The sequence below is a fragment of the Saccharothrix sabaoui genome (genome assembly GCF_051756985.1).
In the GTDB taxonomy this organism is placed as follows: domain Bacteria; phylum Actinomycetota; class Actinomycetes; order Mycobacteriales; family Pseudonocardiaceae; genus Actinosynnema.
Genome location: NZ_JBPKJK010000058.1, coordinates 23,566 through 46,011, shown reverse-complemented (window position 1 = coordinate 46,011; position 22,446 = coordinate 23,566). Strand labels below are relative to the sequence as shown.

Sequence of the window (22,446 nt, the reverse complement as noted above, 5' to 3'; positions counted from 1 at the left end):
TGTGCCGCCCTTCGGCGGTTGCCCCCCGGGGCCGGTCTGCGAGGCTCGCCTCCTCCGCCGCCGTGAGGGGACCACCATGCGAGTGCTCACCGCCACCGCCTCAGCCACCGCCTTAGCCGCCGCGGCACTGGCCGCACCGCAGTCCGCCGGACTCGCGCACGCCGCCGCGTTCACCGCGCGCATCGACTTCTCCGACCAGGCCACCGCGCCCGCCACCGGCTACGCCCGGGACTTCGGCGAGCCGTACGGCACCCGGCCGAACGGCCAGGTGTTCGGCTGGGTCTCGCTCGGCACCACCACCCCGCTGTCGCTCGTCGGCAACGGCCGCGACCGCGGCGGCACCGGCGACCCGCGCCTGGCGACGCTCGTGCACGCCCAGCTCCCGGCGACCTCGCCGGGCGTGCCGACGCCGGGCAGCTGGGAGATCGCCGTGCCCAGCGGCTCCTACACCGTCACGGTCGCCGTCGGCGACGCGGGCACCGCCACCGACAGCACGCACTGGCTCAACGTCGAGGACCAGAACGCCGTCGCCGCGTTCAAGCCCACGTCGACCGCGAAGCACGCCACCGCGACCCGCGTGGTCACCGTGACCGACGGCCGGCTGACCCTGTCGCCGCGCTCGGGGACCAACACGAAGGTCAACTACGTCGACGTGGACGGGCTGCCGGACGGTCCGCCGTCGGTGCGCGCCGCGACGCCCGCGAACCTGGCGACCGCGGTGGACCCGACCACGTCGGTGGTGGCCGACCTGCGGCTGCCCGCGGGCGCGGTGGACCCGGCGACGCTGTCGTCGACCTCGGTGCGGCTGACCCGGGTGCCCGACGGCGCGGCCGTGGCGGCGAACGTGATCACCAGCGGCGGCGGGGACGTGGTCAACCTGTCGCCGCTGGCGCCGCTCGCCGCGTCCACGCCCTACCGGTTCTCGGTGACCTCGGGCGTGCGGGACGTGGCGGGCAACGCCTTCCGGCCGTTCTCGTCGGTGTTCACCACCGGCACCGGCGGGGGTGGTGGGGCGATCGCGTTCCAGCAGGTGTTCGGGGTGGCCACCGGCGCGCCGTTCACCAGCGTGGCGTTCGGGCCGGACGGGCGGCTGTACGCGGCCACGTTCACCGGTCAGCTCCGCCGCTTCCCGGTCAACGCCGACGGCACCCTGGGCGCCGCGACGGTGATCGAGACCGTGCGGGCGCACGCCACCGCCGCCGGGCTGCCCGGCGCGCCGAACCGGACCGTGATCGGCCTGGCGTTCGACCCGGCGTCCACCGCCGCGGCGCCGGTGCTGTGGGTGACGGACAACTTCGGCGGCACGTCCAACGCGCCGGACTGGTCCGGCAAGGTCGCCCGGCTCAGCGGTCCGGACCTGGGGACGTACACCGAGGTCGTGACCGACCTGCCGCGGTCGATCAAGGACCACGAGTCGAACTCGCTCGCGTTCGGGCCGGACGGCGGGCTCTACCTGGTGCAGGGCTCGATGAACGCGATGGGCGCGCCCGACACGACGTGGGGCGGCCGGGCGGAGCACCTGCTCAGCGCCGCCGTGCTCAAGCTCCACCCGGCGCGGCTGCCCGCGGCGCTGCCGGTGAACGTGCGCACCGAGGCCGGTGGTTCGTACGACCCGTACGCGGCCGACGCGCCGGTGACGATCCACGCGACCGGCGTGCGCAACGCCTACGACCTGGTGTGGCACCGCAACGGGCACCTGTACGTGCCGACGAACGGTTCGGCGGCGGGCGGCAACGCGCCGGCCACGCCGTCACCGCTGCCGGCGGCGTGCGCGTCCCGGCGCGACGGGCCGTACACCGGTCCGGCGGTGCCGGCGGTGGTGAACAACCCGCAGTCCGAGACCGACTACGTGTTCGACGTGAAGCCGGGGAAGTACTACGGGCACCCCGCGCCGGTGCGCTGCGAGTGGGTGCTGGCGGGCGGCAACCCGACGTCCGGGACCGACCCGTTCCAGACGTCCGCGTACCCGGTGGGCACGCTGCCGGACCGGAACTTCGACCTCGCGGGCACCTACGACGCGGGGCTGCACGCGTCGCCGAACGGGGTGGTCGAGTACCGGGGCGGCGCGTTCGGCGGACGGCTCGACGGCAAGCTGCTGATGGTGCGCTACTCGTCCGGGCAGGACGTCCAGTACTTCGACGTGGCCGCGAACGGCGTGCTGTCGAACCGGACGACCGGCACCACCGGCATGACGGGCTTCAACCAGCCGCTGGACATCGTCCAGCACCCCACCACCGGCAACCTCTACGTGACGGAGCTGGGCGCGAACCGCATCACCCTCCTCCGCCCCACCACCTGACCCCGAGAGTCCAACCCCCAGGCCGCGAGAGTCCAACGCTCAGACCCCGTGAGTCCTACGTTCGCGACCCCTGAGTTCTACGCTCAGGACCCCGAGTTCTTACTCGCGAGTGAAGAACTCAGGGGTCTTGAGCGTTGGACTCTCGGGTCCTGAGCGTTGGACTCTCGGGTGGGGGTTATTCCTCGAAGCCGAAGGCTTCGCCGCCGTCTTCGAAGGCGTCGTCCAGGGCCTCGCCGATGATCATGCCGCCGACCACGCCGGCCGCCGCGCCGGCGACCACGCCGCCCATGCCGGGGCCCCGGCGGTGGCCGTGGTGGCCCTGGTGGGCGTAGCCCGGCCGGCCGTACGCGTTGTGGCCGCCGCGTTCGGCCACCTGGGCGACCCACTGGCCGATCACCGACGCCCAGTCGGTGTGCAGCGCGTCCTGGTGGGAGGCGTGGAAGCGGCCGAAGACGTCGCCGCCGGAGGAGAACACCCCGCCGCGCTTGTCGGCCTCCAGCACCACGACCAGCTCGTGCGGGCTGGTCACGAAGGTCAGCTCGACCTGGTTGACGCGGCCCGCGAACTGGGCGGGCGGGAAGAACTCGATCTCCTGGTAGAAACCCAGCTCCTGGTGGACGCCGTGGATGCGCCCGGCCTCCACGTCGGCCGACCGGAACTGGAAGCCGAGCTGCCCGAACGCCTGGAGCACGCGGTCCTGCGAGGGCAGCGGGCCGACGAGGACCGGGTCCAGGTCGCCCTTGTCCGGCGCGCCGGAGATCACCAGCTCGGTGCGCACGCCGACGGTCATGCCGGGCAGCGGCTGCCCCTCGACGGCGGTGATCGGGGTCTCCCACGGCACGGGGAGCTGGAACGGGATGGACACCGACTGGTTCGGCGCGACGCGCACGCCCTGCGCGACGGGGACGCGGAGGAACTCCGAGACACCGCCGAACTCGTGGTCGCCGTGCTCGACCTCGACGCGCGTCACGAGCGACAGCACGACCTGGTCGATCTTGGCCTCGGCGCTGCCGCCCTGGATGCGCACCTGCCCGGTGATCACCTGACCGGGCTGGGCGTGCGGGGTGTCCAGGACGGTGTCGACGGACGGTCCGCCGACGCCGAAGGCGCTGAGCATCCGCTTGAACATGGAGGGGGACCTCTCGCTGAAGGGTTAGCGGGGTGGTTGGTCGGTCTCGTCCTCGAAGTCGCCGATCAGCTCTTCGAGGAGGTCTTCCAGGGCGGCGATGCCGACCACGCGGTCGTCCTCGTCGGCCACCAGCGCCAGCTGCGCGCGGTCGGCGCGCATCGCCGTGACCGCGCCCGCGACGGGCAGCGCGGCGGACAGCGTGAGCGGCTCGGTCATCAGCTCGCGGGCCGGCGTGTCGCGGCCGGCGGCGGTGGCGCGCACCGCCTCGCGGATGTGCACCAGGCCGACGAACCGGCCCGCGCCGTCGGTGACGGGGAACCGCGAGCGGCCGGACTCCCGGCTGCGTTGTTCGACCTCCAGCGCGCCGGCGCGCTCGGTGACGCTCACGGTCTCCCCGATGGGCACCATGACCTGCGCGACGGTGGTCTGCTGGAGCTGGATCATCCGGGTCAGCAGGCGCTGCTGGCCCTCCGGGATGAGGCCGTGCTCGGCGGACTGGCGCAGCAGCATCCGCACGTCGTCCGGGCGGTGCTCCTGGGTCAGCTCGTCCTTCGGCTGCACGCCCACCGCCCGCAGCAGGGCGTTCGTCGTGCTGTTCAGCAGGCTGAGCAGCCCCCGCACGGTCCGCGCGAACGCCCGGAACGGGATGGCGAGCAGCAGCGCCGAGCGCTCGGGGTGCGTGATCGCCCACGACTTCGGGGCCATCTCGCCGACCACCATGTGCAGGAACACGACCAGCAGCAGCGAGATCGTGAACGCGATGGCGTAGGACAGCCCGGCGGGCAGGCCGACGGCGAGCAGCAGCGGGTCGACCAGGTCGGCGACGGCGGGCTTGGCGAGCGCGCCGAGGCCCAGCGTGCACAGCGTGATGCCGAGCTGCGCGCCCGCGAGCATCAGCGACAGCTCGCGCACCCCGGCCACGGCGGCGCGCGCCGCGCGGCTCGTCTCGGCGGCCTCCTCCAGCCGGTGCCGCTTCGCGGCGATGAGCGCGAACTCGGCGGCCACGAAGAACGCGTTCGCCGCGAGCAGCACCAGGGACACGAGCAGGGACCACGTGGCGCTCATCGCCCCACCTCCAGGACGACGCGGCTGGGCACGTGCCGCTGCACGGCGACCACGCGCAGCCGGACGCCGTCGAACGCGACCTCGTCGCCCACGGCGGCGGTGCGGCCGAGGCGGTGCAGCAGGAGGCCGGACAGCGTGTCGTAGGAGTCGTGCTCGGGCAGCTCGACGCCGGTCGCGTCGGCGATCTCGTCGATGCGCAGCCTGCCGGGCACCTCCCAGCGGCCGTCCTCGCCGCGCACCTGGTCGCGCACCACGTCGTCCTCGTCGTGGATCTCGCCGACCAGTTCCTCGGCGAGGTCCTCCAGCGTGACGACGCCCGCGAAGCCGCCGAACTCGTCGACGACGCACGCGAGCTGGCGGCGTTCGGCGCGCAGCCGTTCCAGGACGGCGGGCAGCGGCAGGGTGGCGGGCACGACCAGGGCGGGCGAGGCGACGTCGCCCACGGCGGTGTCGGCGCGCTTGTCGGGTTCGACGGTCAGCACCTCGGCGAGGCCGACGACGCCGCGCAGGTCGTCCAGGCCGTCGCCGGTGACCGGGAACCGCGAGAACCCGGTGTCGAGCAGTTCGACGACGCGCGCGGCCGGTTCGCCGGCGGCGATCGTGCGCACGGCGGGGCGGGGCGTCATGGCCTGCCCGGCGACGAGGCCGCGGAAGTCGAGGCCGCGGTCGAGCAGCCGGGACAGCTCGGGGTCGAGGTGGCCGAGCGCGCCCGCCTCGCCGATGATCTGCCTGAGGTCCTCGGGCGTGGCGCCCTGCGGCAGCTCCTCCACCGGTTCGATGCCGACGCCGCGCAGCAGCTTGGTGGCCGCCGCGTCGAACAGCCGGATCACCGGGCCCGCCACCTTCAGGTAGACGAGCGTGGAGGAGGCCAGCCGCACGGCCAGCACCTCGGGTTCGGCGATGGCGAGGTTCTTGGGGAACAGCTCGCCCAGCACCATCTGCACGACCGTGGCGAACACGAGCGCCACCGCCATGGACAGCGGGACGCCCACCCCGGCGGGCAGACCGGTGACGCCGAGCACGGCCGAGAGCCCTTCGCCGAGCAGCGGTTCGGCGACGTAGCCGACGAGCAGGGCGGTGACGGTGATGCCGAACTGGGCGCCGGAGAGCATGAACGACAGGCGTTGCGTGACCGCGTACGCGCGGGCCGCGCCCTTGTCGCCGCCCTCGGCCAACCGCTGGAGCTTGCCCCGGTCGACCGCCATGTAGGCGAACTCCTGGGCGACGAAGTACCCGGTGGCGACGGTGAGCAGCACGATCGCCAGCAGGCCGTAGATGATCAACACGACTGCCGCCGGGCCCGGCCCGGCCCGTGACTGCAGCCGTCGGCGTCTGTGGACATGTATCGACACTAACACGTGGCACTGTATGGTTGCCCGACGAGAGCCGGTGGCCCGACGGGGCCGCCGCGACGGCGGACGCGGACAGGGGGTGCGGCGGTGACCGGCGCCCTGCTCAGGATCGGCGAGCTGGCGGCCCACGCGCGGGTCAGCATCCGCACCGTCGACTACTACACGGGCCTGGGCCTGCTCTCCCCCGCGCAGCGCACCGCGGGCGGCTACCGCCTGTACGAGCGGTCCGATGTGGACAAGATAGACCTGGTGCGGCGCCTGGAGGTCCAGGGCGTGCCGCTGGAGGAGATCGCCACCGCGCTGCGGACGGGCCAGGTGGACGTGGCGCCGATCCTGGAGCGCATCGACGAGGACCTGAGGGCGCTCCAGGCGGCGGCCGACGCGGCGTCGCCGGAACTGCACGGCCTGCTCGCCGCGATCGCCACGCGGGCCCACTCGCTCCTCGCGCTGGCCCTCCAGATCCCCCCGGCGACCTGAGCCGGCCGGATCTCGCCCGGGAGGCGAAAAGTCGTGACGATTCACTCTGTTGCCGCAGCGCTTCGAGCATATTCGCCCTGACGGTCGGGTATCCGTTGCTCCCCCACTCCGTTCGACGAGGAGCGCGACATGGGCACCCACACAGCACTGGTCGGGAGGTCGTGATGGCACACGTGCGCGACTTGGTCGACATCGTCAGCGGCGACGAGTTCGACCAACCAACCCCCTACGGTCTGGTCTACCCGGTGTGCACGGCGGACGGCTCGGCACCGTCCAGCCAGCGCGGGCGCACCTGGGAGCACCTCACCGCGTCCGGCCGCATCCTGAGGCCGGTCGGCGGGTGACGCCCGGCGAGTTCCCACCCACGGGGTCGTAGGCGAACGCCTACGACCCCCTTTTTTTCGGCCCGGCGAGGCGGGAACGGCGGCGGCAGCGCGCCTCCCGGCCACCGCCGGCGGTGATCGGTAGGCTGCGGTGGGCGACGCGAGGGAGGCCGAGTGACGGCGAGCGAGGGGCGACTGGTCGGCGACCTCGCCAAGGCCATCGACGAATCGGACTTCGCGTGGTCGCTGGTGCTGGTCGGCGAGGACCAGCGGGACAAGCTGGCGGCGCTGACCAGCGACCTGCTCGGCAAGCCGTCCACGACCGGCGACGGCAAGCAGATCACCTCGGGCTACGCCTACTGGGGCATCGGGCCCACGATCGCCTGGGCGCACGCCTGCGCCGACCCGTTCTACCTGGTGATGAAGCAGAGCCTGGACTCGTTCACCCGGCGGTGGGGCCGGGTGCGCGGGCGGATCGGCGCGGGCTTCCACCACGTGAGCTTCGGCGTCGGCACCGGCCACAAGGACCGGCTGGTGCTGGAGCACCTGCTCGACCACAACCCGGACATGCTCTACGTGCCGGTCGACATGAGCTCGGAGATGCTGCGCCTCGGCACCCAGCAGGCCACGCACGGCCTGCGCCTGCGCGGGCACCGCGTGGTGCCGGTGCAGCTCGACTTCTCCATCCCGGGGAACCTGACCGAGTTCCGCGACCTCGTGCACCGGGTGGTCGGCGACGAGCCCGTGCTGTACTCGCTGTTGGGCAACACGATGGCGAACTTCGACCACGACGCCGAGCTGCTCGCGAGCCTCACCGGGCTGGTCCGGCCGCAGGACCTGTTCCTGCTGGAGGTCGCCACCACCGACGCGCTGTCCGACGAGCTGGCGCAGGACGCGGTCGAGGAGTACGCGCGCAGCCGCGCCTACCGCGAGTTCGTCACCAGCGCGTTGATGCACAACACCGACCTGACGATCACCCTGGACGCGGTGCAGTTCCGGGGCGCGGTCGAGGGCGACCGGGCGCTGAAGGTGAAGGTCGTCTACCAGAACCGGACGGGCGGCGACATCATGGTGATGCTGCCCGACCGCACGCGCGTGCCGTTCCCGGACCAGGACACCATCCGCCTGTACCTGACCCGCAAGTACGCGCGGAAGGCGCTGGACGGGGTCGTGCGCGCCGCCGGGATGCGCAAGGTCACCGGCACGCACTCGGACTTCCCGGTGCCCCGGTCGGCGCAGGGGTTCGGCATGGACCTGCTGCTGCTCGCGCCGGGCGGGCCCGACGAACCGGCCGAGCCGGCGCGGGACAGCCGCGCCCGCGACATCTGGGAGCACCGACCGTGACCACTCCCCCCGCGACCACTTCTCCCGTGACCACCGACCTGCGGGAGCGCTGACCCGCCGATGGTCCGGATCGCCATCACGGCGCTCACGTTCGGCGCGCTCGCGGTGGCGATGGGGCTGGGCGTGACGTGGCTCGTCGTGTCGCCGCCCGGCGACCGCTGGGAGCCCGCGGTGAACTCACTGGCCCTGCTGGCGGGCATCACCGGCATCTTCGCCGAGCGCTGGGCGGCGCAGCGCGAGCAGCGCAACCAGGCCGTCGAGTCGATCCGGCTGGAGATGGCCCGCAACCGGGAGACCCTCGACGGCGGGGAGTTCAGCGCCGACGCGCCGGCCGGCCGGCGGCTCTACCCGAGGCTCATCCAGTCGGCGGTGGACTCGGCGTTCTCGTCGGGCGCGCTCAGCCCGCGCCGGGACGCCGAGCTGATCGACCTGCTGCACCGGTGGCGGAGCGCGGTCGGCTCGGTCAACCGGAGGCTGGAGATGACCGAGACGCTGATGTTCACCAGCGCGTCGGCCGAGGAGGTCGAGCAGCTGCACGAGGCGCTGCACGGCGAGGGCAGCTTCATGCGGGGCGTGCGCGCCCTGCTGGACGAGACCCGGACCTACCTGGCCGCGACCCGCTGACCCCGGGGCGGCACCCCGGGGCCGGACGTCGGGCTCGCGGGTCAGCTGGCGGCCAGCATCCCGTCGTCGGTGGTCAGGGCCAGGCCGTCGACCCAGCGCGCCACGCTCGCCGGGTCCGGCCGCACCGGCCCGCGCAGGCGGGACAGCACGAACGGCGGCTCGGCGCTGTCGCTCTCGACGGCGACGGCCCAGCCGCGCGCCTCGTCCCACAGCAGGGCCACGTCGCGGTCCGGGAAACCCGGTAGCCGACCGTCGAGCGCCAGGTAGGCGCTACCGGCCTGCACGAAGAAGGAATCGCCTCGCAGCCCCAACGCCCGCGTCACCTGGGTGAGGTACACGTGCAGGGCGCGGATCTCGTTCTCGTCGAACTCCCAATCCACCGTGAGCACCCCCGAAGACCGCCGTGTCGCGCCGTGGAGAGCGACGCACTCGGGGGTAACCCGTCCGGGGGTAGTTGAAACACGTGAGTTTCGTTTCACACTCACCTGCCGGGCGCGACCGGTCCCGGCAAGTGGTGCAGGTAGGCGCCGTACCAGTCGACCGCGTCGCGCACCGGACCCGACGGCCGCGCGGGCACGAAGTTCGCCGCGTCGTCCACGCTGCCGGTGCCGTCGTACCGGGCGGTGAGCGGGTACGGGAACACCGGCCGGGTCCGCACCGCGCCGCCCTCGTCGCGGCCGGTGGCGATCACCCGGTCGGGCGCGGCCCCCTGCTCCACCCAGCGCAGCAGGCCGGGCAGCGGGTCGAAGCCGGAGATCCGGTCGCCGCCGGAGCAGTGGTGCAGGCCGGGCACCAGGAACAACCGGGTCCACCGGTCGAGGTCGCCGCCGTGGCGGCGCTTGAGCCGGTCGTGGTAGTCGAGCAGCCCGGCGGGCGGGATGGCCTGGTCGTTCCAGCCGTGCCACAGCACGAGCCTGCCGCCCGCGCGGCGGAACGCGGACAGGTCGAGGGCCATCGCGTTGTGCCGCGCGCCGACGGCGTCGAGCCGGCGGAACTCGGCGGCGGTGAACCGGAAGTCGTCGAGCGACGAGTGCGGCGCGCCGATCGGGTAACCCATGTACCGCAGGTAGTTGTCGGCCAGCCGCGCGGCCAGCGGGACGTCGCCGAACTCCGGCGACGGGAGCGTCCAGCCGTACCAGGCCGGTTCCGAGCCCCTGGTCAGGCCGGACGGGTAGAGCCGGCGGCCCCGCTCGTCGCGGGGGCCGTCGTAGAGCTTCCGGACCACGTCGACCTGCTGCGGCGTCAGGCACGCCGGGCCGTCCTGGCAGGTGAGCGCGCCGGGGTCGAAGTCGCAGCGGCGCGGGTCCTCCAGCACCCCGTCGGCCAGGCCGTCGAGGGTGTCGCAGCGCGCCAGCACGGCGTCGTGCAGCACGGGGAGCCGGTCGGTGGTCAGCACCGGCAGGCCGTCCGCGCCGGTGTTCACCCGCGCCAGCCACGCCTGGAGGACGACGACCGCGCTGAGGTAGTTCGCGGGCGCGCCGGCGACCACGCCGTCGAAGTCGTGCGGGTAGCGCTGGGCCAGCAGCAGGGCCTCGCGACCACCGTTGGAGCAGCCGGAGAAGTAGGAGAACCGCGGGGGCGCGCCGTAGAACCGCTCGATCACCCGCTTGGCCGCCAGCGACACGACGTGCGGCGCGCGGAACGCGAAGTCGTCGCGGGCGGCCTGGTCGTCCGCCGCCCAGGTGCCGTCCACGGAGGCGAGCGGTCCCCCGGCGCCCACGTGCCCGTCGTCGGTCGTGGCCACCGCCGTGCCGCCGACCCGGGCACCGCAGTCCGGGATCACCGGCGGCACCAGTTCGCCGCAGAACCCGCCGCAGCCGTACTGGAGGTAGCGGCCCGCGTACGTCGTCGTCGGCAGCTCCAGCGCGAACCGCACGGCCGGCTCGACGTACCCGCGCACCGCGCAGTGCGCGGGTTCGGCGCCCGCCGGCACCTCCACCGCCTCGGTCACGTGCGCCCGCGCGCCCGGCAGCACGACCTCGCGCACCAGATCGGCGCACGCCACCACCGGCCGGTACCCGGACGTGCCCGACGCGCTCACCGCGCTCGCCGTCGTCGTGCCGGCCACCAACGCGACCACGACGGTCACCGCTCCCCACCGAACCCCCATGCCGCAGATCATCGCGCCATCCGGTCCACCGCAGTACCACCGCCCGTCGGTACGCGCCGCCGCCGCAGGTCGCGCGGGGTTTCCCGGGACGCGGCCCCGGGTAGGGGCTGGTTTTCGAGGACTGGAGGGTGGGCGATGCTCAGACGGACCGCGGTGGCCCTGGCCGTGCTGCTCCTGCTGCCGACCGGGTGCGACGTCGTGGGTTCACCGCCCGCGGCGGGCGGCGGCACCACCGTGGACCGGGTGCCGGAGGGCACCGTCGACGGGCCGACCGCGCGGACCCTGCTGGCGCAGCTCGCGGTGGCCGAGCCGGGGCGGATGACCGGGTACGCGCGCGACTGCGACGACGGCAAGGGGTGCGTGTTCGGGCGGCCGTGGGAGGACGTGGACGGCGACGGCTGCGACCAGCGCAGCCAGGTCCTGGCCCGCGACCTGACCGACGTGGTGCGCAAGGAGGGCCGGTGCTCCGTCGCGTCCGGCTCGCTGCTCGACCCCTACACCGGCGGCACCGTGACGACCGTGTCGAAGATCCAGATCGACCACGTGGTGCCGCTGGCCGAGATGTGGCGCAGCGGCGCGGCGTCGTGGCCGCGGGACCGGCGCGTGGCGGCGGCCAACGACCTGCGCAACCTGCTCGCCGTGGAGGGCAAGGTCAACCAGTCGAAGGGTGACCAGACGCCTGACGAGTGGATGCCGCCGAACGGCGCGTTCGCCTGCCAGTACGGGCGGATCTACGTGACGGTGAAGGCGGAGTACGGGTTGAGCGTGACGAACGCCGAGCGCGGCGCGCTCGAGCGGGCCGTCGCCGCCTGCGGGGGTTAGGACGGGCGCGGGGTGTCCACGGCGAGGGCGGCGACGCCGTCGAGGTAGTCGGCGGTGAAGCCGCCCGTCAGCTGCTCGGTCTCGGCGACCACGACGGTGGTGCCGTCGAGGGTGTCGGAGTCGTAGTTCAGCGCGGTGAACGGCACGTCGTCCACGCGCAGCAGCGAGCCGGCCAGGGGGCGGACGTCACCGGTGCCGTGGACGTCCTCCACGCGCTTGAACTCGCGCGCCTGGTCGCGGTCGGCGAACTCGACCCACGCGACGGCCACCAGGATCGTGCCGCCCCGGTCGTCGGTGAGGGTGAACAGCACGCGGTCCAGGGCGACGCACGGCGTGGCCGCCAGCAGCTCCTGGACCTGGCCGAACGCCTGCGCCGCGCAGTCGGTGTCCTGCCGGGTCACCCGGTCCACGACGCGCAGCCCGTTGTCCCGCCACACCTGGTCGGGGTCGCCGGGTGCCGCGAGCCCGCCCGCGCCCGCCGCCACCGCGCCGGCCACCGCCACCGCCGCGATCACACCACCGGTCCCCACGAGCCGCCTCCTCCGCCTGCCGGCACTCCTCCCCGCTAGTACCCGGTGGAACGGTAACCCCGAACATCGGGAACCTGGGCATTCGGGTACGAGCGCGCCGGGGCGGTCAGGCGCCGAACGCGCGGACGACCGCGGCCATGTCCTCGTCCCCCTCGCCGACGGCGGACGCGTAGTGCGACTGGAGCAACCGCATGAGCCGGTCGTCGGCGCCGACCGAGGCCAGCGCGTCCGCGATGAGCGCGGCGTCCTTCACCGCGCCGTCCAGGCCGAAGGACGGCGGCTCGAACGTGCCGTCGATCATCGCACCGCCCTTGGCGTGCGCGTAGGGGCTGTCGACGGCACCGCCCCTGATGGCGTCCAGGAACGCGGCGGGGTCGAGCCCCAGCCCGCGCGCGAGGGCGACCGCCTGGGCCGCGGCGGCGGTGATCGTCAGCACCCACGAGTTGGCCACGAGCTTAAGCCGCTGGCCGTCGCCGGGGTGGTCGCCGACCCACACGGTGCGCGAGCCGATCGCCTCGAACACGGGCGCGACCGCGTCCCGCGCGTCGGCCGCCCCGGCGGCGAGCACGGTGAGCGCGCCCTGCTCGGCGGGCTGCCGGGTGCCGAGCACGGGGGCGTCCACGTACCCGACGCCCTTGGTGGCGGCCAGGTCCGCGAGCCGCTCGGCGCCCTCGACGCCGACCGTGCCGCACTGCACCCACACCGCGTCGTCGCGCATCCGGGGCAGCGCGTCCACCATCACCTCGGCGGTGGCGGACAGGTCGAACAACACGGTGACCACGACGTCCGCGCCGGTCACCGCCTCGCCCGCGTCCTCGGCGACGCGGGCGCCGTCGGCGGCCAGCGCCCGCGCCCGCTCGGGGCTGCGGTTCCACACGACCACGTCCAGCCCGGCGCGCAGCAGGCTCCGCGCCATGCCGGCGCCCAACAACCCGGTTCCCAGCACCACGACGACCATGGCCACCAACCTCCCACCACGGGCCGGGCGGCGCATCCCAGGGGTGCCGCTACGGCGCGGTGGGCAGGTAGGCGGGTGCGCGGCGGGCGCGGGTCAGCTGCTCGAACGCGGCGGCGAAGGCCAGGACGCGGGCGTCGGCGCGGTGGCCGGCCATGAACGACACGCCGATCGGCAGCGGGCCCGCGAACCCGGCCGGGACGGTGGCGTTCGGGTAGCCCGACACCGCCGCCGGGGTCGACGAGCCGAGTTCGTAGGCGTCGCCCTCGCCGTACGCCGTCCTCCACGCGGGGCCGTTGGTCGGGGCCATGACCACGTCGAGGTCGTGCGCGGCCAGGGTCCCGTCGATCGAGCGGCGGGCCAGGGTCGTGGCGGTGCGGCGCTGCTCCCGGTACACCGGGTCGGTCGGCGGGGGCGCGTCGGCGGCCCGGAGGAACAGCTCCTGGCCGAACCGGCTCAGCTCGACCGGGTCGGCCTCGTTGAACGCGATCAGCTCGCGCAGCGTCCCCGGCGCGCCCGGCCGGGTCGCCAGGTACCCCTCCAGGTCGTGCTTGAACTCGGTGACCAGCGCCGGGAACTCGGCGGCGTCGATCTCGTCCTGGTGGGGCAGGTCGACCTCGACGACGGTGGCGCCCGCGCGGCGCAGCGCGTCGACCGCCGACCCGACCACCCGGTCGACCTCCGCGTTCCGGCCCGCCTTGCGCCACACCCCCACCCGCGCGCCGCGCAGGTCGGCGGGTCCGGCGGCCCGCACCGCGCCACCGGAGAGGACGCCCGCCAGGATCGCCGCGTCCACGACGTGCCGCGCCACCGGACCGGCGGTGTCCTGCTTCGACGAGATCGGCACGATGCCGTCCTGGCTGACCAGGCCCAGCGTCGGCTTGAGCCCGACCACGCCGTTCTGGCCCGACGGGCACACGATCGAACCGTCGGTCTCCGTGCCCACGGCGACCTGAGCCGGCGACGCCGCCACCGCCGCGCCCGACCCGGACGACGAGCCGCACGGGTTGCGGTCCAGCACGTGCGGGTTGTTCGTCTGCCCGCCGACGCCCGACCAGCCCGACGTCGACCGGGTGGACCGGAAGTTCGCCCACTCCGACAGGTTCGTCTTGCCCAGCACCACGGCCCCGGCGTCGCGCAGCCGCGTCACGAGCGCGGCGTCGTCGCGGGGCGGCACGCGCAGCGCCCGCGACCCGGCGGTGGTGGCCGTCCCGCGCGTGTCGATGTTGTCCTTGAGCAGCACCGGGATGCCGTCCACCAAGCCCTTGGCCCGTCCCGCGGCCCGGCGGCGGTCGCTCTCCGCGGCCTGGGCGAGCGCCTCGGGGTCCACCGCCACGACGGACCGGACCCGGCGGTCCACCGTCGAGACGCGCCGCAGGTAGGCGCGGGTCAGGTCGACCGAGGTGAGGGAGCCCGCGTCCATCATGCGCGCCAGCTGCGGGATGGTGGCCGAGTCCAGGTCGGGCACCGGGCGGGTGTGGGCCTGCGCCGGCGGTGCGACGACGAGCACGCACAGCAGGGCGGCGAGCAGGGACCGCATCGCCCCACCACAGACCCGTCCGGGCGTCCGGTCAACCTGCCGGTCGGCGGTGCTGCGGGCGCCTGCTCGTCGGGGGTCTAGTCACCGGGGGTCTGGTCACCGGGTCGGTCAGCGGGGTGGCTCGGCGACGCGCGCGTGCAGCCGCTCCCGGATCTCCTCGGGCGTGTAGGCGCGGCGCTTGCGCTCCCCGCGGGCGATCACCACACCCGTCGCGGCGACACCCGCGACACCGGCCAGTCCGAGCAGCTTCCACCAACGCATCTGCCTAGGCTACCGGGATGGCTGGGACGAAGATCGGTCTGGACGAGGCGGTCGAGCTGACCCGCACCGGCGACGTGTGGCTGTTCCGGGGCAGCTCGGCGGCCGACCGCGCGATCCGGGTGACGACCAACAGCCCCGTCAACCACGTGGGCATGACCGTGGCGGTGGAGGACCTGCCGCCGCTGATGTGGCACGCCGAGCTGGGGCGCTCGCTGCCGGACGTGTGGACCGGCACGCACCACCGGGGCGTGCAGCTGCACGACCTGCGCGAGGCCGTGCTGGTGTGGGCGCGCCGGTACGGGCAGCGGGCGTGGCTGCGGCAGCTCGACCTGCCGACGACGAGCGAGCAGGACGACGCCGCGCTCCGGACCGTGGCGCGGTTGAACGGCACGCCGTTCCCGTCCACGGCCCGCCTGGCGACCCGGTGGCTGCGCGGCCGGATGCCGAACCTGCGCCGCGCCTCCGGGACGGCGCTGGAGACCGCCTACTGCGCGGAGGTCGTCGCGGTGACCTACGAGGCGATGGGCCTGCTGCCCGAGGGTCGCCGCGCCAACTGGTACGACCCGGGCCGGTTCTGGAGCGGTGACGAGCTGGAGCTGGAGGCCGGCTACCGGCTGGGTGAGGAGATCGCGGTGGAGATCCCCGCCGGGTGAGCGCGGCGGGTGGCCCGCTGTCGTCCGGTGCGCTGTCGTCCGGCTCGCTGTTGTCGGGAAACGGCCGTGCGGGGCGGCCCGCCCGCCTACCATCCGAGCGGTGATCAGGTGTTGGGGCGTGGCGGTGCTGGTCGGGTTCGCGCTGGTCGGGTGCACGGCGGTGGCCGACGTCTCGCAGCAGCAGCCGCCACCGGCCGGCGGCCTGCTGGGCGCGCTGGCGGGCGTGCGGGCCACCGACGGGTCGACCGCCTACGTCGAGTACGGCGACGTGGCGGCGGTGCGCACGCTGGTCGCCGCGGACGCGGAGCGGTTCGGCGGGCTGCGCGGGTACGGCTACTCCGACCTCGCGCCGCGGGTCGGCGAGGTGGCGGGAGTCGTCGGGTTCGACGCGTCGGCGGCCACCACGGCGCTGCGCGTGGGCGAGGCCCCGACGTGGGCGGCGGTGCTGCGGCTCGACGTGGACGTGGCCGCCGTGGAGGGGAAGCTGACCTCGCTCGGCGGTGAGCGCGACCGGTCCGGCACGTGGACCACCGCCGAGGACGGGCGGGTGTCGCTCGACGGCCCGCTGGCCCGGGCCGGGGTGGTGAGCGGGTTCCAGCGGGTGCGCGTCGAGCCGGGCGCGGTCCGGCACGGCACCGGCGGCGAGGCGCTGGGGTGGGTCGCCGACCCGGGTGGCCGGACCCTGGCGGACGACCCGATGACCGGCGAACTGGCCCGCTGCCTGGGTGACGTGGTGGCGGCGGTGGTCACCGGCCCGAAGGCGGGGCTGCCGATCGCCGTCGGGGTGCGCGCGGCGCCGGCGGGCGAGGCCGTCGAGGTGGTGTGCGTGCCCGACGAGAACCCCAAGGCGTTGCGCGACCTCGTGGAGCGGAACCTGGAGACGCCGTCCACCGGCCGGCCCGCGTGGTCGGACCTGCTGCCCGGCGCGGTGGCCGAGCAGCCCGCCGACCAGACCGGGGTGGTGCGCGTGGTCGTGCCGGCGGGTCCCGGGACCAAGGCCGACCGGGCGCTCGGGGCGCTGGGGCGCGGCGAGCTGGCCTCGCTGTTCGGCTGACCCCGCTGCCCGGCCGACCCCGCTGCCCGGCCGACTCCACTGCTCGGCCGACTCCACTGCTCGGCCGACTTCGCTGCTCGGGTCCCGCTCACCGGCACGCCCGGGTGGCGGTCAGGGCCGGGTGCGGTCGGCTGCCGGTGCGCCCGGTTCGCGCCGGGCCATCCGGCGCAGCACCGCCGGGGCCAGGGCGGACCCGACGACGGCCCACAGCCCGAGCACCACGACCGTCCACGCCGTCCACCACGTCCCGCGACCCTTACCGCACGCGCAGGCCGCGGGTCGGCGCCACCGGGTTCTCCACAGCTCTCACGGGCTTCAACCGTATCGTTGAAGTGCTACTTTGAGCGTTGCGCGCGAGGGGGGCACGTGATCTCCGCGCCACCCTCAAACCCCTGGTGAAGCGGAGGAGCCGGTGGCGCTGCGCCCGGTCGACCTGGCCCGCGCGGCGGGCATCTCGACCCAGCAGGTCCGCAACCACCTCGACGCCGGCGTCCTGCCGCCCGCGGAGCGCTCGCCGACGGGCTACCGCGTGCTGACCGAACGGCACCGCGAGGCGCTGCTGACCTACCGGGCGCTCGGACGCGGCTACGGCTGGGACACCGCCCGCGCCGTCATGCTCGCGGTGCACGAGGACCGGCAGGCCCTGGCGCTGGCCAGGGTGGACGAGGCGCACGCCGCCGTGCACGCGCAGCGCCTCTCCCTGGCGGCCACCGCGGAGGCGCTGGAGGCGGTGGCCGGTCGCCCGCCGGACACCGTGCCGCGGTCCGGGCTGCGCGTCGGGGAACTGGCCGCGCGGCTGGGCGTGCGGGCGTCCGCGCTGCGCGTGTGGGAGGCCGCCGGGCTGCTGGCGCCGGCGCGGACCACCGACCGGTACCGGCTCTACGCGGCGGCGGACGTGCGCGACGCGCACCTGGTGGCGATGCTGCGCCAGGCCCGGTACCCGCTGCCCTCGATCAAGCCGATCATGGACCGGTTCCGGGAGTCGGGCGGCACGGAGGCGCTGCGGCGGGCCGTCGCGGACCGGGAGGTCGCGCTGGCCCGGCAGGCGAGGCTGATGCTGGCCGCGGCGGGCGCCCTGGACCGCTACCTCGCGTCGGTCGCGCCGACGCCGGACGGCTGACCCGGTCGCCCCGCCGCCGGCCGGCCCCGCTCACCGGGACCGGTCGGCGGCCCTGGTGCGGCGGACCGCTTCGGCGAGGCCGCCGTCCCAGGGCGCGCCGTGGCCGGGGAGCAGCCAGGTCGCGTCCACGGCCGCCAGGCGGTCGAGGGAGGCGAGGGCCTGGTCCGCGTCGTCGGTGAACGGGGCGGGCTGGGGACCGCAGGAGCCGGTCAGGACGTGGCGGGTGGTGAGGGCGTCGCCCGCGAAGACGGCGTCGGCGACGGGGACGTGGACCGCGACGCTGCCGGGCGAGTGGCCGGGCGTGCCGATGACGCGCGGCGCGCCCGGGAGGTCGAGGACGTCGCCGTCCGCCACCTCGACCACCTCGGTGAGGTAGGTGGTGCGCAGGCCGCCCTTGCGCGCCGCGTACCCGAGGAAGCGGGCCGCCGCGCCGATCTTCACCGGGCCCCGGGTGGGCTGGGACTTCACCTCGCCGCGGGCGCGGGCCGCGTCGGCGGCGTGGACGTGGACCGGGACGCCGTGGTCGCGGCGGAGGCGTTCGGCGAAACCGATGTGGTCGCTGTCGCCGTGGGTGAGGACGACGCCCTTGACGTCGTCGACGGAACGGCCCAGCGCGGCCAGTTCGGCGGTCAGCTCGCCCCAGTGGCCGGGGAGGCCGGCGTCGATGACGGTGACGCCCTCGTCGGTCACGACCAGGTGGACGGCGACGATGTCGTTGCCGATGCGGTGCAGGTGTTCGCCGAGCTTCACGACGGTGTCCTTCCTCCGGTGTTGATGGCTACGGTACATAGCCATCATGGCTATGGCCAATAGCTATGATGGACGCGACACCACCGCCGGCCGGAGGAGAACCGATGCCCACCCCTGAACGGACCTCGCTCGCGGACATCGTCGCGTCGGCCCGGGACCTCGTGGAGGCGGAAGGGCCCGTGAACCTGACGATGCAGGCGGTCGCCGTGCGCGTCGGCGTGCGGGCACCGTCGCTCTACAAGCGGGTGCGCAACCGGGACGACCTCGTCCGGCTGGTCACCGAGGCCACCGTCCACGACCTGGGCGAACGCCTCGGCGCGGTGCCGGCCACCGGCGACGCCCGCGCGGACCTGGCGGCGCTGTGCCGGGCGTTCCGGGAGTTCGCGCACGCGCACCCGGCCGGGTACGGCCTGGTGTTCGCGGGTCCCGCGGCGAGCAGGCCGGACGTCGGCTCGCTCGCGGGGGCGGCGGCGCCCGTGCTGCGGATCGCCGCGGAACTCGTCGGGGCCGACCGGGCGCTCGACGCGGCGCGCACGGTCACGGCCTGGGTGCACGGCTTCGTCAGCATGGAGCTGGCGGACGCGTTCAACCTGGGCGGGGACGTCGAGGGTGCCTTCGAGTACGGGGTCGCCCGGATCGCGGACGCGCTCGCGGGGACGTGAGCGGTCGGGACGTGAGCGGGCAGGGTGGGGCCGGTCAGGGTGAGGGCCGGTCAGGGTGGGGGGTCGGTCAGCCCCGCCTCGTGGGCGAGGATCGCGGCCTGCACCCGGTTGGTCACGTCGAGGGTGTCGAGGATCGCGCTGACGTGCGCCTTCACCGTGCCCTCGGCCAGGTTGAGCCGCCGGGCCACCTCCTGGTTGGACCGGCCCTCGCCGACGAGCGCGAGCACGTCGCGCTCCCGGGGCGTCAGCGCCGCCACCCGTTCGCGCGCCCGGTCGGCGCGGCCCGCCCGTCCGCCGCGCAGGTCCGCCACGACGCGGCGGGCGATGCGGGGCGACAGGTACGCGCCGCCCTCGGCGACCGCGCGCACGCCGATCAGCAGCTCGCGCGGGTCGGACGCCTTGAGCAGGAACCCGTCCGCGCCGTCGCCGAGCGCGGTGGTCACGTACTCGTCCTCGTCGAACGTGGTCAGCACGACCACCGCCACGCCGGGCAGGGTCCGGCGCAGCTCGCGCGCCGCCGACAACCCGTCCTGGCGCGGCATCCTGATGTCGAGCAGCACCACGTCCGGCCGGTGGGCGTGGGCGAGCGCCACGGCCTCCCGGCCGTCCGCCGCCTCGGCGACGACCTCGATGCCGGGGTCGGTGGCGAGGATCGCCCGCACGCCCGCGCGGACCACCGCCTCGTCGTCGGCCAGCAGCACCCGGATCACGCGTTCTCCTCCACAGTGGACGGTTCCGGAGTGGACGATCCTGGGGTGGACGATCCCGGGGTGGACCCTTCCGGAACCGGCTGTCCGGGCAGTCGGGCCACGACGGTGAAGGCGCCGTGCTCCTCGCCCGCGCGCAGGTCGCCGCCCAGCAGCCGGACGCGTTCGGCGAGGCCCGCCAACCCGGTGCCGCCGGTGCCGCCGCCGGTCCCGGACGGACCGCGCAGCGGGTTGGTCACGGTGACCACCACGCCCTCGTCACGCTCGACGCGGACCGCCACCGGCGCGCCGGGCGCGTGGCGGGCCGCGTTGGTCAGCGCCTCCTGCACGACCCGGTGCACGGCGCGGTCCGCCAGGGACGGCAGGGCGGCGTCGCCCGTGCGGGTGAGCACGACCGGCAGGCCGGCGCGGGCCGCGCGGGACACCAGCTCCTCGACCGACTCGTCCGGCGGTTCCGTGGGCGTGGCGCCCTCGCGCAGCACGCCCACCGTGCGCCGCAGCCGGTCGGTCGCGGCCACCGCCGACTCGCGCAGCTCCGCCGCGGCGCGGCGGTCCGGCCCGGTGCCGGCGGTCAGCTCCAGGGCTCCCGCGCGCAGCGCGATCAGCGCCAGCTCGTGCCCGAGCGAGTCGTGCATGTCGGCGGCGATGCGGGCCCGTTCGCGCAGCCTGGCCTGCTCGACCACCAGCTCCTGCGTGCGCTCCAGCTGCCCGATGCGCTCGCGGCCCGCCGCGATCAGGTCGGCCTGCTGGCGGCGGAACAGGCCGGCGAGCCTCGACAGCGCCACGAACACGGCCAGGGCCGCCAGCACCGCCACCCCCTCCCAGAGCACGACGAACCCGACGCCCACCCCCGCCAGCGCCGCCGCGACCAGCACCGCCCCGCCGTACCGGGTGGGCAGGTGGCGACCGTGCAGGTAGGAGGCGACGGCCAGGACGACGAACAGCAGCTGACGCCACGTGGGCAGCGCGTCGGTGCCCAGCCCGTTGGCCGCGCCGGCCGCCGCGATCACCGCCAGCAGCACGCCGTTCACCACTTGGCCGTTCCCCGCTTGGCCATTCCCCGCTTGGCCATTCCCCGCTTGGCCATTCCCCGCTTGGCCATTCCCCGCTTGGCCATTCCCCGCTTGGCCATTCCCCGCTTGGCCATTCCCCGCTTGGCCATTCCCCACCGGGCCGTTCCTCACCCGGCGGACTGTACCGACCGCAGCCGCACGAGCCTGGCGACCAGCACGACCGAGGCGGACAGGGCGACGACACCGGCGGTGATCGTCAGCGGGGCCGGGAAGTAGGTCAACTGCTCCCACGTGACCGTGCGGCCGTTCACCAGCACCGAGATCAGGTCCGGCAGGACGGCGAAGGTCACGGGCGGCACCAGGAGCGGCACCAGGCGCCACCACCGCCCGGACCGCCGCTGCCCGAACCGCCGCCGCTCGAACCGCCGCGCCCACCGCCCGGACCGCCGCATGCCGAGCACGGCCAGGGCCACCGCCACCAGCGCGACCAGGCCCAGCACCAGCTCCACCGCCTGCCGCCCGCCGCCCGGGTCCGCCGGTCGCCCGCCGCGCACCAGCTCGCGCAGGCCGCGCATCACGGCGTAGGTCTCGTCCTGCAACCCGCTGTTGTTGGTCATCACCGCGAAGCCGTGGCCGGTGGCCGGGTCGATCGCCTGCACGGCGTTGTAGGTGAACAGGTTGCCGGAGTGCACCAGCAGCCCGTCGACGTCCGGCTGCCACCCCATCGCGTACTCGTGCACGGCGGACGAGGTGTGGGTGGTGCGCAGCCCTTCCGGGGACACGACCGCGGGGCCGAAGCCGTTCTGCGCGACCAGCCACCGCCCCAGGTCGGCGGCCGTGGTGATGACGCCGCCGGAACCGTTGTCGTCGAGGAACCCGTCCAGCTCGGCGCGCGGCACCCACGCGCCGAACAGGGAGACGTAGCCGTCCGCCGGCCGCACGTCCTCGTCCGACACCGCGCTGCGGGACATGCCGAGCGGCTCGAACACCTCCTCGCGCAGGTGGTCGCGGAACCGCCGGCCGCTCGCCACCTCCACGAGCCGCGCGGCCAGCGCGTAGTTGACGTTGCAGTACTCGTGGCGGGTGCCCGGGTCGGCGGCGAGCGAGTCGTCGCGCAGCCGGGAGGTGTGGTCGGCGAGCGAGGACGCGTCCTCCAGCTCGGCGACGTCCACGGTGGTGTCCGACAGGCCGGACGTCTGGTGGAGCAGGTGCCGCACGGTGATCCGCTCGTGGCGGGGGTCGGCCATCGCGAAGCCGGGCAGCTGCGCGGCGACCGGCTCGTCCAGCGCGATCCGGCCGTCCTCGACGAGCGTCATGACCGCCATCGCGGTGAACGACTTGCTGAGCGACGCGACCCGCATCGGGGTGTCGGCGGTGACCGGCGCGCCCGTGGAGTCGTGCCCGACGCCGGCGGCGAGCACGACCCGGTCGCCGTGCGTCACGACCGCCGCCATGCCGGGCACACCGGTGCCGTGCAGGGCCCGGTCGAGGTAGGCGCGCAGGTCGTCCGCCGGGTCGGCGCGGGCGGCGGGCACGGGGGCGGCAGGCACGGGGGCGGCCAGGAGCAGGACGAGGGCCGTGATCAGGGATCTCACGCCGTCGACGGTAGGAACCCGGCCGGTCTCGGCACCTCCGCCGACCGACCGCACCCACCCC

23 protein-coding genes are annotated in these 22,446 nt (G+C 74.9%); 10 read left to right on the top strand and 13 right to left on the bottom strand.

Going from position 1 to position 22,446, the window contains the following annotated elements:
* The first annotated feature begins 76 nt into the window (after window positions 1–76).
* Window positions 77–2,299 carry a PQQ-dependent sugar dehydrogenase gene (locus ACR807_RS19730; RefSeq protein WP_438922818.1) on the top strand — a complete coding sequence of 741 codons (2,223 nt, stop codon included), beginning with the start codon at window positions 77–79 and terminating at the stop codon, window positions 2,297–2,299.
* Window positions 2,300–2,474: 175 nt separating this feature from the next.
* On the opposite strand, the gene ACR807_RS19725 is transcribed toward ACR807_RS19730, so the two are convergent.
* Genes ACR807_RS19725 through ACR807_RS19715 form a run of 3 tightly spaced genes read right to left on the bottom strand, consistent with a single transcriptional unit; the run spans window position 2,475 to window position 5,779 of the window.
* Window positions 2,475–3,428: a sporulation protein gene (locus ACR807_RS19725; protein ID WP_438922817.1), complete on the bottom strand. Its 954-nt coding sequence runs from the start codon at window positions 3,426–3,428 to the stop codon at window positions 2,475–2,477.
* A 24-nt stretch (window positions 3,429–3,452) separates the two neighbouring features.
* A complete protein-coding gene (locus ACR807_RS19720) occupies window positions 3,453–4,493 on the bottom strand; it encodes a hemolysin family protein (RefSeq protein ID WP_438922816.1) in 1,041 nt (346 codons plus the stop codon).
* Window positions 4,490–5,779 (bottom strand): hemolysin family protein, encoded by a 1,290-nt coding sequence (locus ACR807_RS19715; protein ID WP_438922815.1) that lies wholly within the window; start codon window positions 5,777–5,779, stop codon window positions 4,490–4,492. The genes ACR807_RS19720 and ACR807_RS19715 overlap by 4 nt, the downstream gene beginning before the upstream one ends.
* A 153-nt stretch (window positions 5,780–5,932) precedes the next feature.
* On the opposite strand from ACR807_RS19715, the gene ACR807_RS19710 reads away from it, so the two are divergent.
* The 4 genes from ACR807_RS19710 to ACR807_RS19695 all read left to right on the top strand — a co-directional run bounded on the left by ACR807_RS19710 (window position 5,933) and on the right by ACR807_RS19695 (window position 8,613).
* The gene (locus ACR807_RS19710) at window positions 5,933–6,322 is read left to right on the top strand and encodes a MerR family transcriptional regulator (RefSeq protein WP_438922814.1); all 390 of its coding nucleotides are present in this window, start codon (window positions 5,933–5,935) and stop codon (window positions 6,320–6,322) included.
* Between the two features lie 164 nt (window positions 6,323–6,486).
* On the top strand, window positions 6,487–6,666 hold the full coding sequence (locus tag ACR807_RS19705) for a hypothetical protein (protein WP_438922813.1): 180 nt from the start codon (window positions 6,487–6,489) through the stop codon (window positions 6,664–6,666).
* Between the two features lie 153 nt (window positions 6,667–6,819).
* Window positions 6,820–7,989 (top strand): L-histidine N(alpha)-methyltransferase, encoded by a 1,170-nt coding sequence (locus tag ACR807_RS19700; protein ID WP_438922812.1) that lies wholly within the window; start codon window positions 6,820–6,822, stop codon window positions 7,987–7,989.
* 60 nt (window positions 7,990–8,049) lie between these two features.
* A complete protein-coding gene (locus tag ACR807_RS19695; RefSeq protein WP_438922811.1) occupies window positions 8,050–8,613 on the top strand; it encodes a hypothetical protein in 564 nt (187 codons plus the stop codon).
* A 41-nt stretch (window positions 8,614–8,654) separates the two neighbouring features.
* Here ACR807_RS19695 and ACR807_RS19690 read toward each other — a convergent pair whose 3' ends face one another.
* Window positions 8,655–8,993, bottom strand: coding sequence for a DUF6292 family protein (locus tag ACR807_RS19690; protein ID WP_438922810.1), 339 nt, complete (start codon window positions 8,991–8,993; stop codon window positions 8,655–8,657).
* 101 nt (window positions 8,994–9,094) lie between these two features.
* Window positions 9,095–10,723, bottom strand: coding sequence for a tannase/feruloyl esterase family alpha/beta hydrolase (locus tag ACR807_RS19685; protein ID WP_438922809.1), 1,629 nt, complete (start codon window positions 10,721–10,723; stop codon window positions 9,095–9,097).
* Between the two features lie 135 nt (window positions 10,724–10,858).
* On the opposite strand from ACR807_RS19685, the gene ACR807_RS19680 reads away from it, so the two are divergent.
* Complete coding sequence (locus ACR807_RS19680; protein WP_438922808.1) at window positions 10,859–11,545, top strand: HNH endonuclease family protein; 687 nt, start codon at window positions 10,859–10,861, stop codon at window positions 11,543–11,545.
* Here the strand turns inward: ACR807_RS19680 and ACR807_RS19675 are convergent.
* The 4 genes from ACR807_RS19675 to ACR807_RS19660 all read right to left on the bottom strand — a co-directional run bounded on the left by ACR807_RS19675 (window position 11,542) and on the right by ACR807_RS19660 (window position 14,831).
* Window positions 11,542–12,075, bottom strand: coding sequence for a hypothetical protein (locus ACR807_RS19675; protein WP_438922807.1), 534 nt, complete (start codon window positions 12,073–12,075; stop codon window positions 11,542–11,544). The genes ACR807_RS19680 and ACR807_RS19675 overlap by 4 nt on opposite strands.
* A 106-nt stretch (window positions 12,076–12,181) precedes the next feature.
* Complete coding sequence (locus ACR807_RS19670) at window positions 12,182–13,069, bottom strand: NAD(P)-dependent oxidoreductase (protein ID WP_438922806.1); 888 nt, start codon at window positions 13,067–13,069, stop codon at window positions 12,182–12,184.
* Between the two features lie 13 nt (window positions 13,070–13,082).
* Complete coding sequence (locus ACR807_RS19665) at window positions 13,083–14,570, bottom strand: amidase family protein (protein ID WP_438922805.1); 1,488 nt, start codon at window positions 14,568–14,570, stop codon at window positions 13,083–13,085.
* Between the two features lie 108 nt (window positions 14,571–14,678).
* On the bottom strand, window positions 14,679–14,831 hold the full coding sequence (locus tag ACR807_RS19660; protein ID WP_438922804.1) for a hypothetical protein: 153 nt from the start codon (window positions 14,829–14,831) through the stop codon (window positions 14,679–14,681).
* 17 nt (window positions 14,832–14,848) lie between these two features.
* Between ACR807_RS19660 and ACR807_RS19655 the strand changes: the two genes are divergently transcribed.
* From ACR807_RS19655 to ACR807_RS19645, 3 genes are all read left to right on the top strand, one after another.
* A complete protein-coding gene (locus ACR807_RS19655) occupies window positions 14,849–15,484 on the top strand; it encodes a hypothetical protein (protein WP_438922803.1) in 636 nt (211 codons plus the stop codon).
* Between the two features lie 100 nt (window positions 15,485–15,584).
* Window positions 15,585–16,538 (top strand): hypothetical protein, encoded by a 954-nt coding sequence (locus ACR807_RS19650; protein WP_438922802.1) that lies wholly within the window; start codon window positions 15,585–15,587, stop codon window positions 16,536–16,538.
* Between the two features lie 412 nt (window positions 16,539–16,950).
* Complete coding sequence (locus ACR807_RS19645; RefSeq protein WP_438922801.1) at window positions 16,951–17,658, top strand: MerR family transcriptional regulator; 708 nt, start codon at window positions 16,951–16,953, stop codon at window positions 17,656–17,658.
* Between the two features lie 30 nt (window positions 17,659–17,688).
* On the opposite strand, the gene ACR807_RS19640 is transcribed toward ACR807_RS19645, so the two are convergent.
* Window positions 17,689–18,408 (bottom strand): MBL fold metallo-hydrolase, encoded by a 720-nt coding sequence (locus ACR807_RS19640; protein WP_438922800.1) that lies wholly within the window; start codon window positions 18,406–18,408, stop codon window positions 17,689–17,691.
* Window positions 18,409–18,512: 104 nt separating this feature from the next.
* Between ACR807_RS19640 and ACR807_RS19635 the strand changes: the two genes are divergently transcribed.
* Window positions 18,513–19,070, top strand: coding sequence for a TetR-like C-terminal domain-containing protein (locus tag ACR807_RS19635; protein ID WP_438922799.1), 558 nt, complete (start codon window positions 18,513–18,515; stop codon window positions 19,068–19,070).
* Window positions 19,071–19,120: 50 nt separating this feature from the next.
* Here the strand turns inward: ACR807_RS19635 and ACR807_RS19630 are convergent, their stop codons facing one another.
* The 3 genes from ACR807_RS19630 to ACR807_RS19620 form a co-directional block, all read right to left on the bottom strand.
* A complete protein-coding gene (locus ACR807_RS19630) occupies window positions 19,121–19,780 on the bottom strand; it encodes a response regulator (RefSeq protein ID WP_438922798.1) in 660 nt (219 codons plus the stop codon).
* Window positions 19,777–20,811, bottom strand: a complete 1,035-nt coding sequence (locus tag ACR807_RS19625) for a sensor histidine kinase (protein ID WP_438922797.1) — start codon at window positions 20,809–20,811, stop codon at window positions 19,777–19,779. The genes ACR807_RS19630 and ACR807_RS19625 overlap by 4 nt, the downstream gene beginning before the upstream one ends.
* 146 nt (window positions 20,812–20,957) lie before the next feature.
* Window positions 20,958–22,385, bottom strand: a complete 1,428-nt coding sequence (locus ACR807_RS19620; RefSeq protein WP_438922796.1) for a serine hydrolase domain-containing protein — start codon at window positions 22,383–22,385, stop codon at window positions 20,958–20,960.
* Window positions 22,386–22,446: the final 61 nt, after the last annotated feature.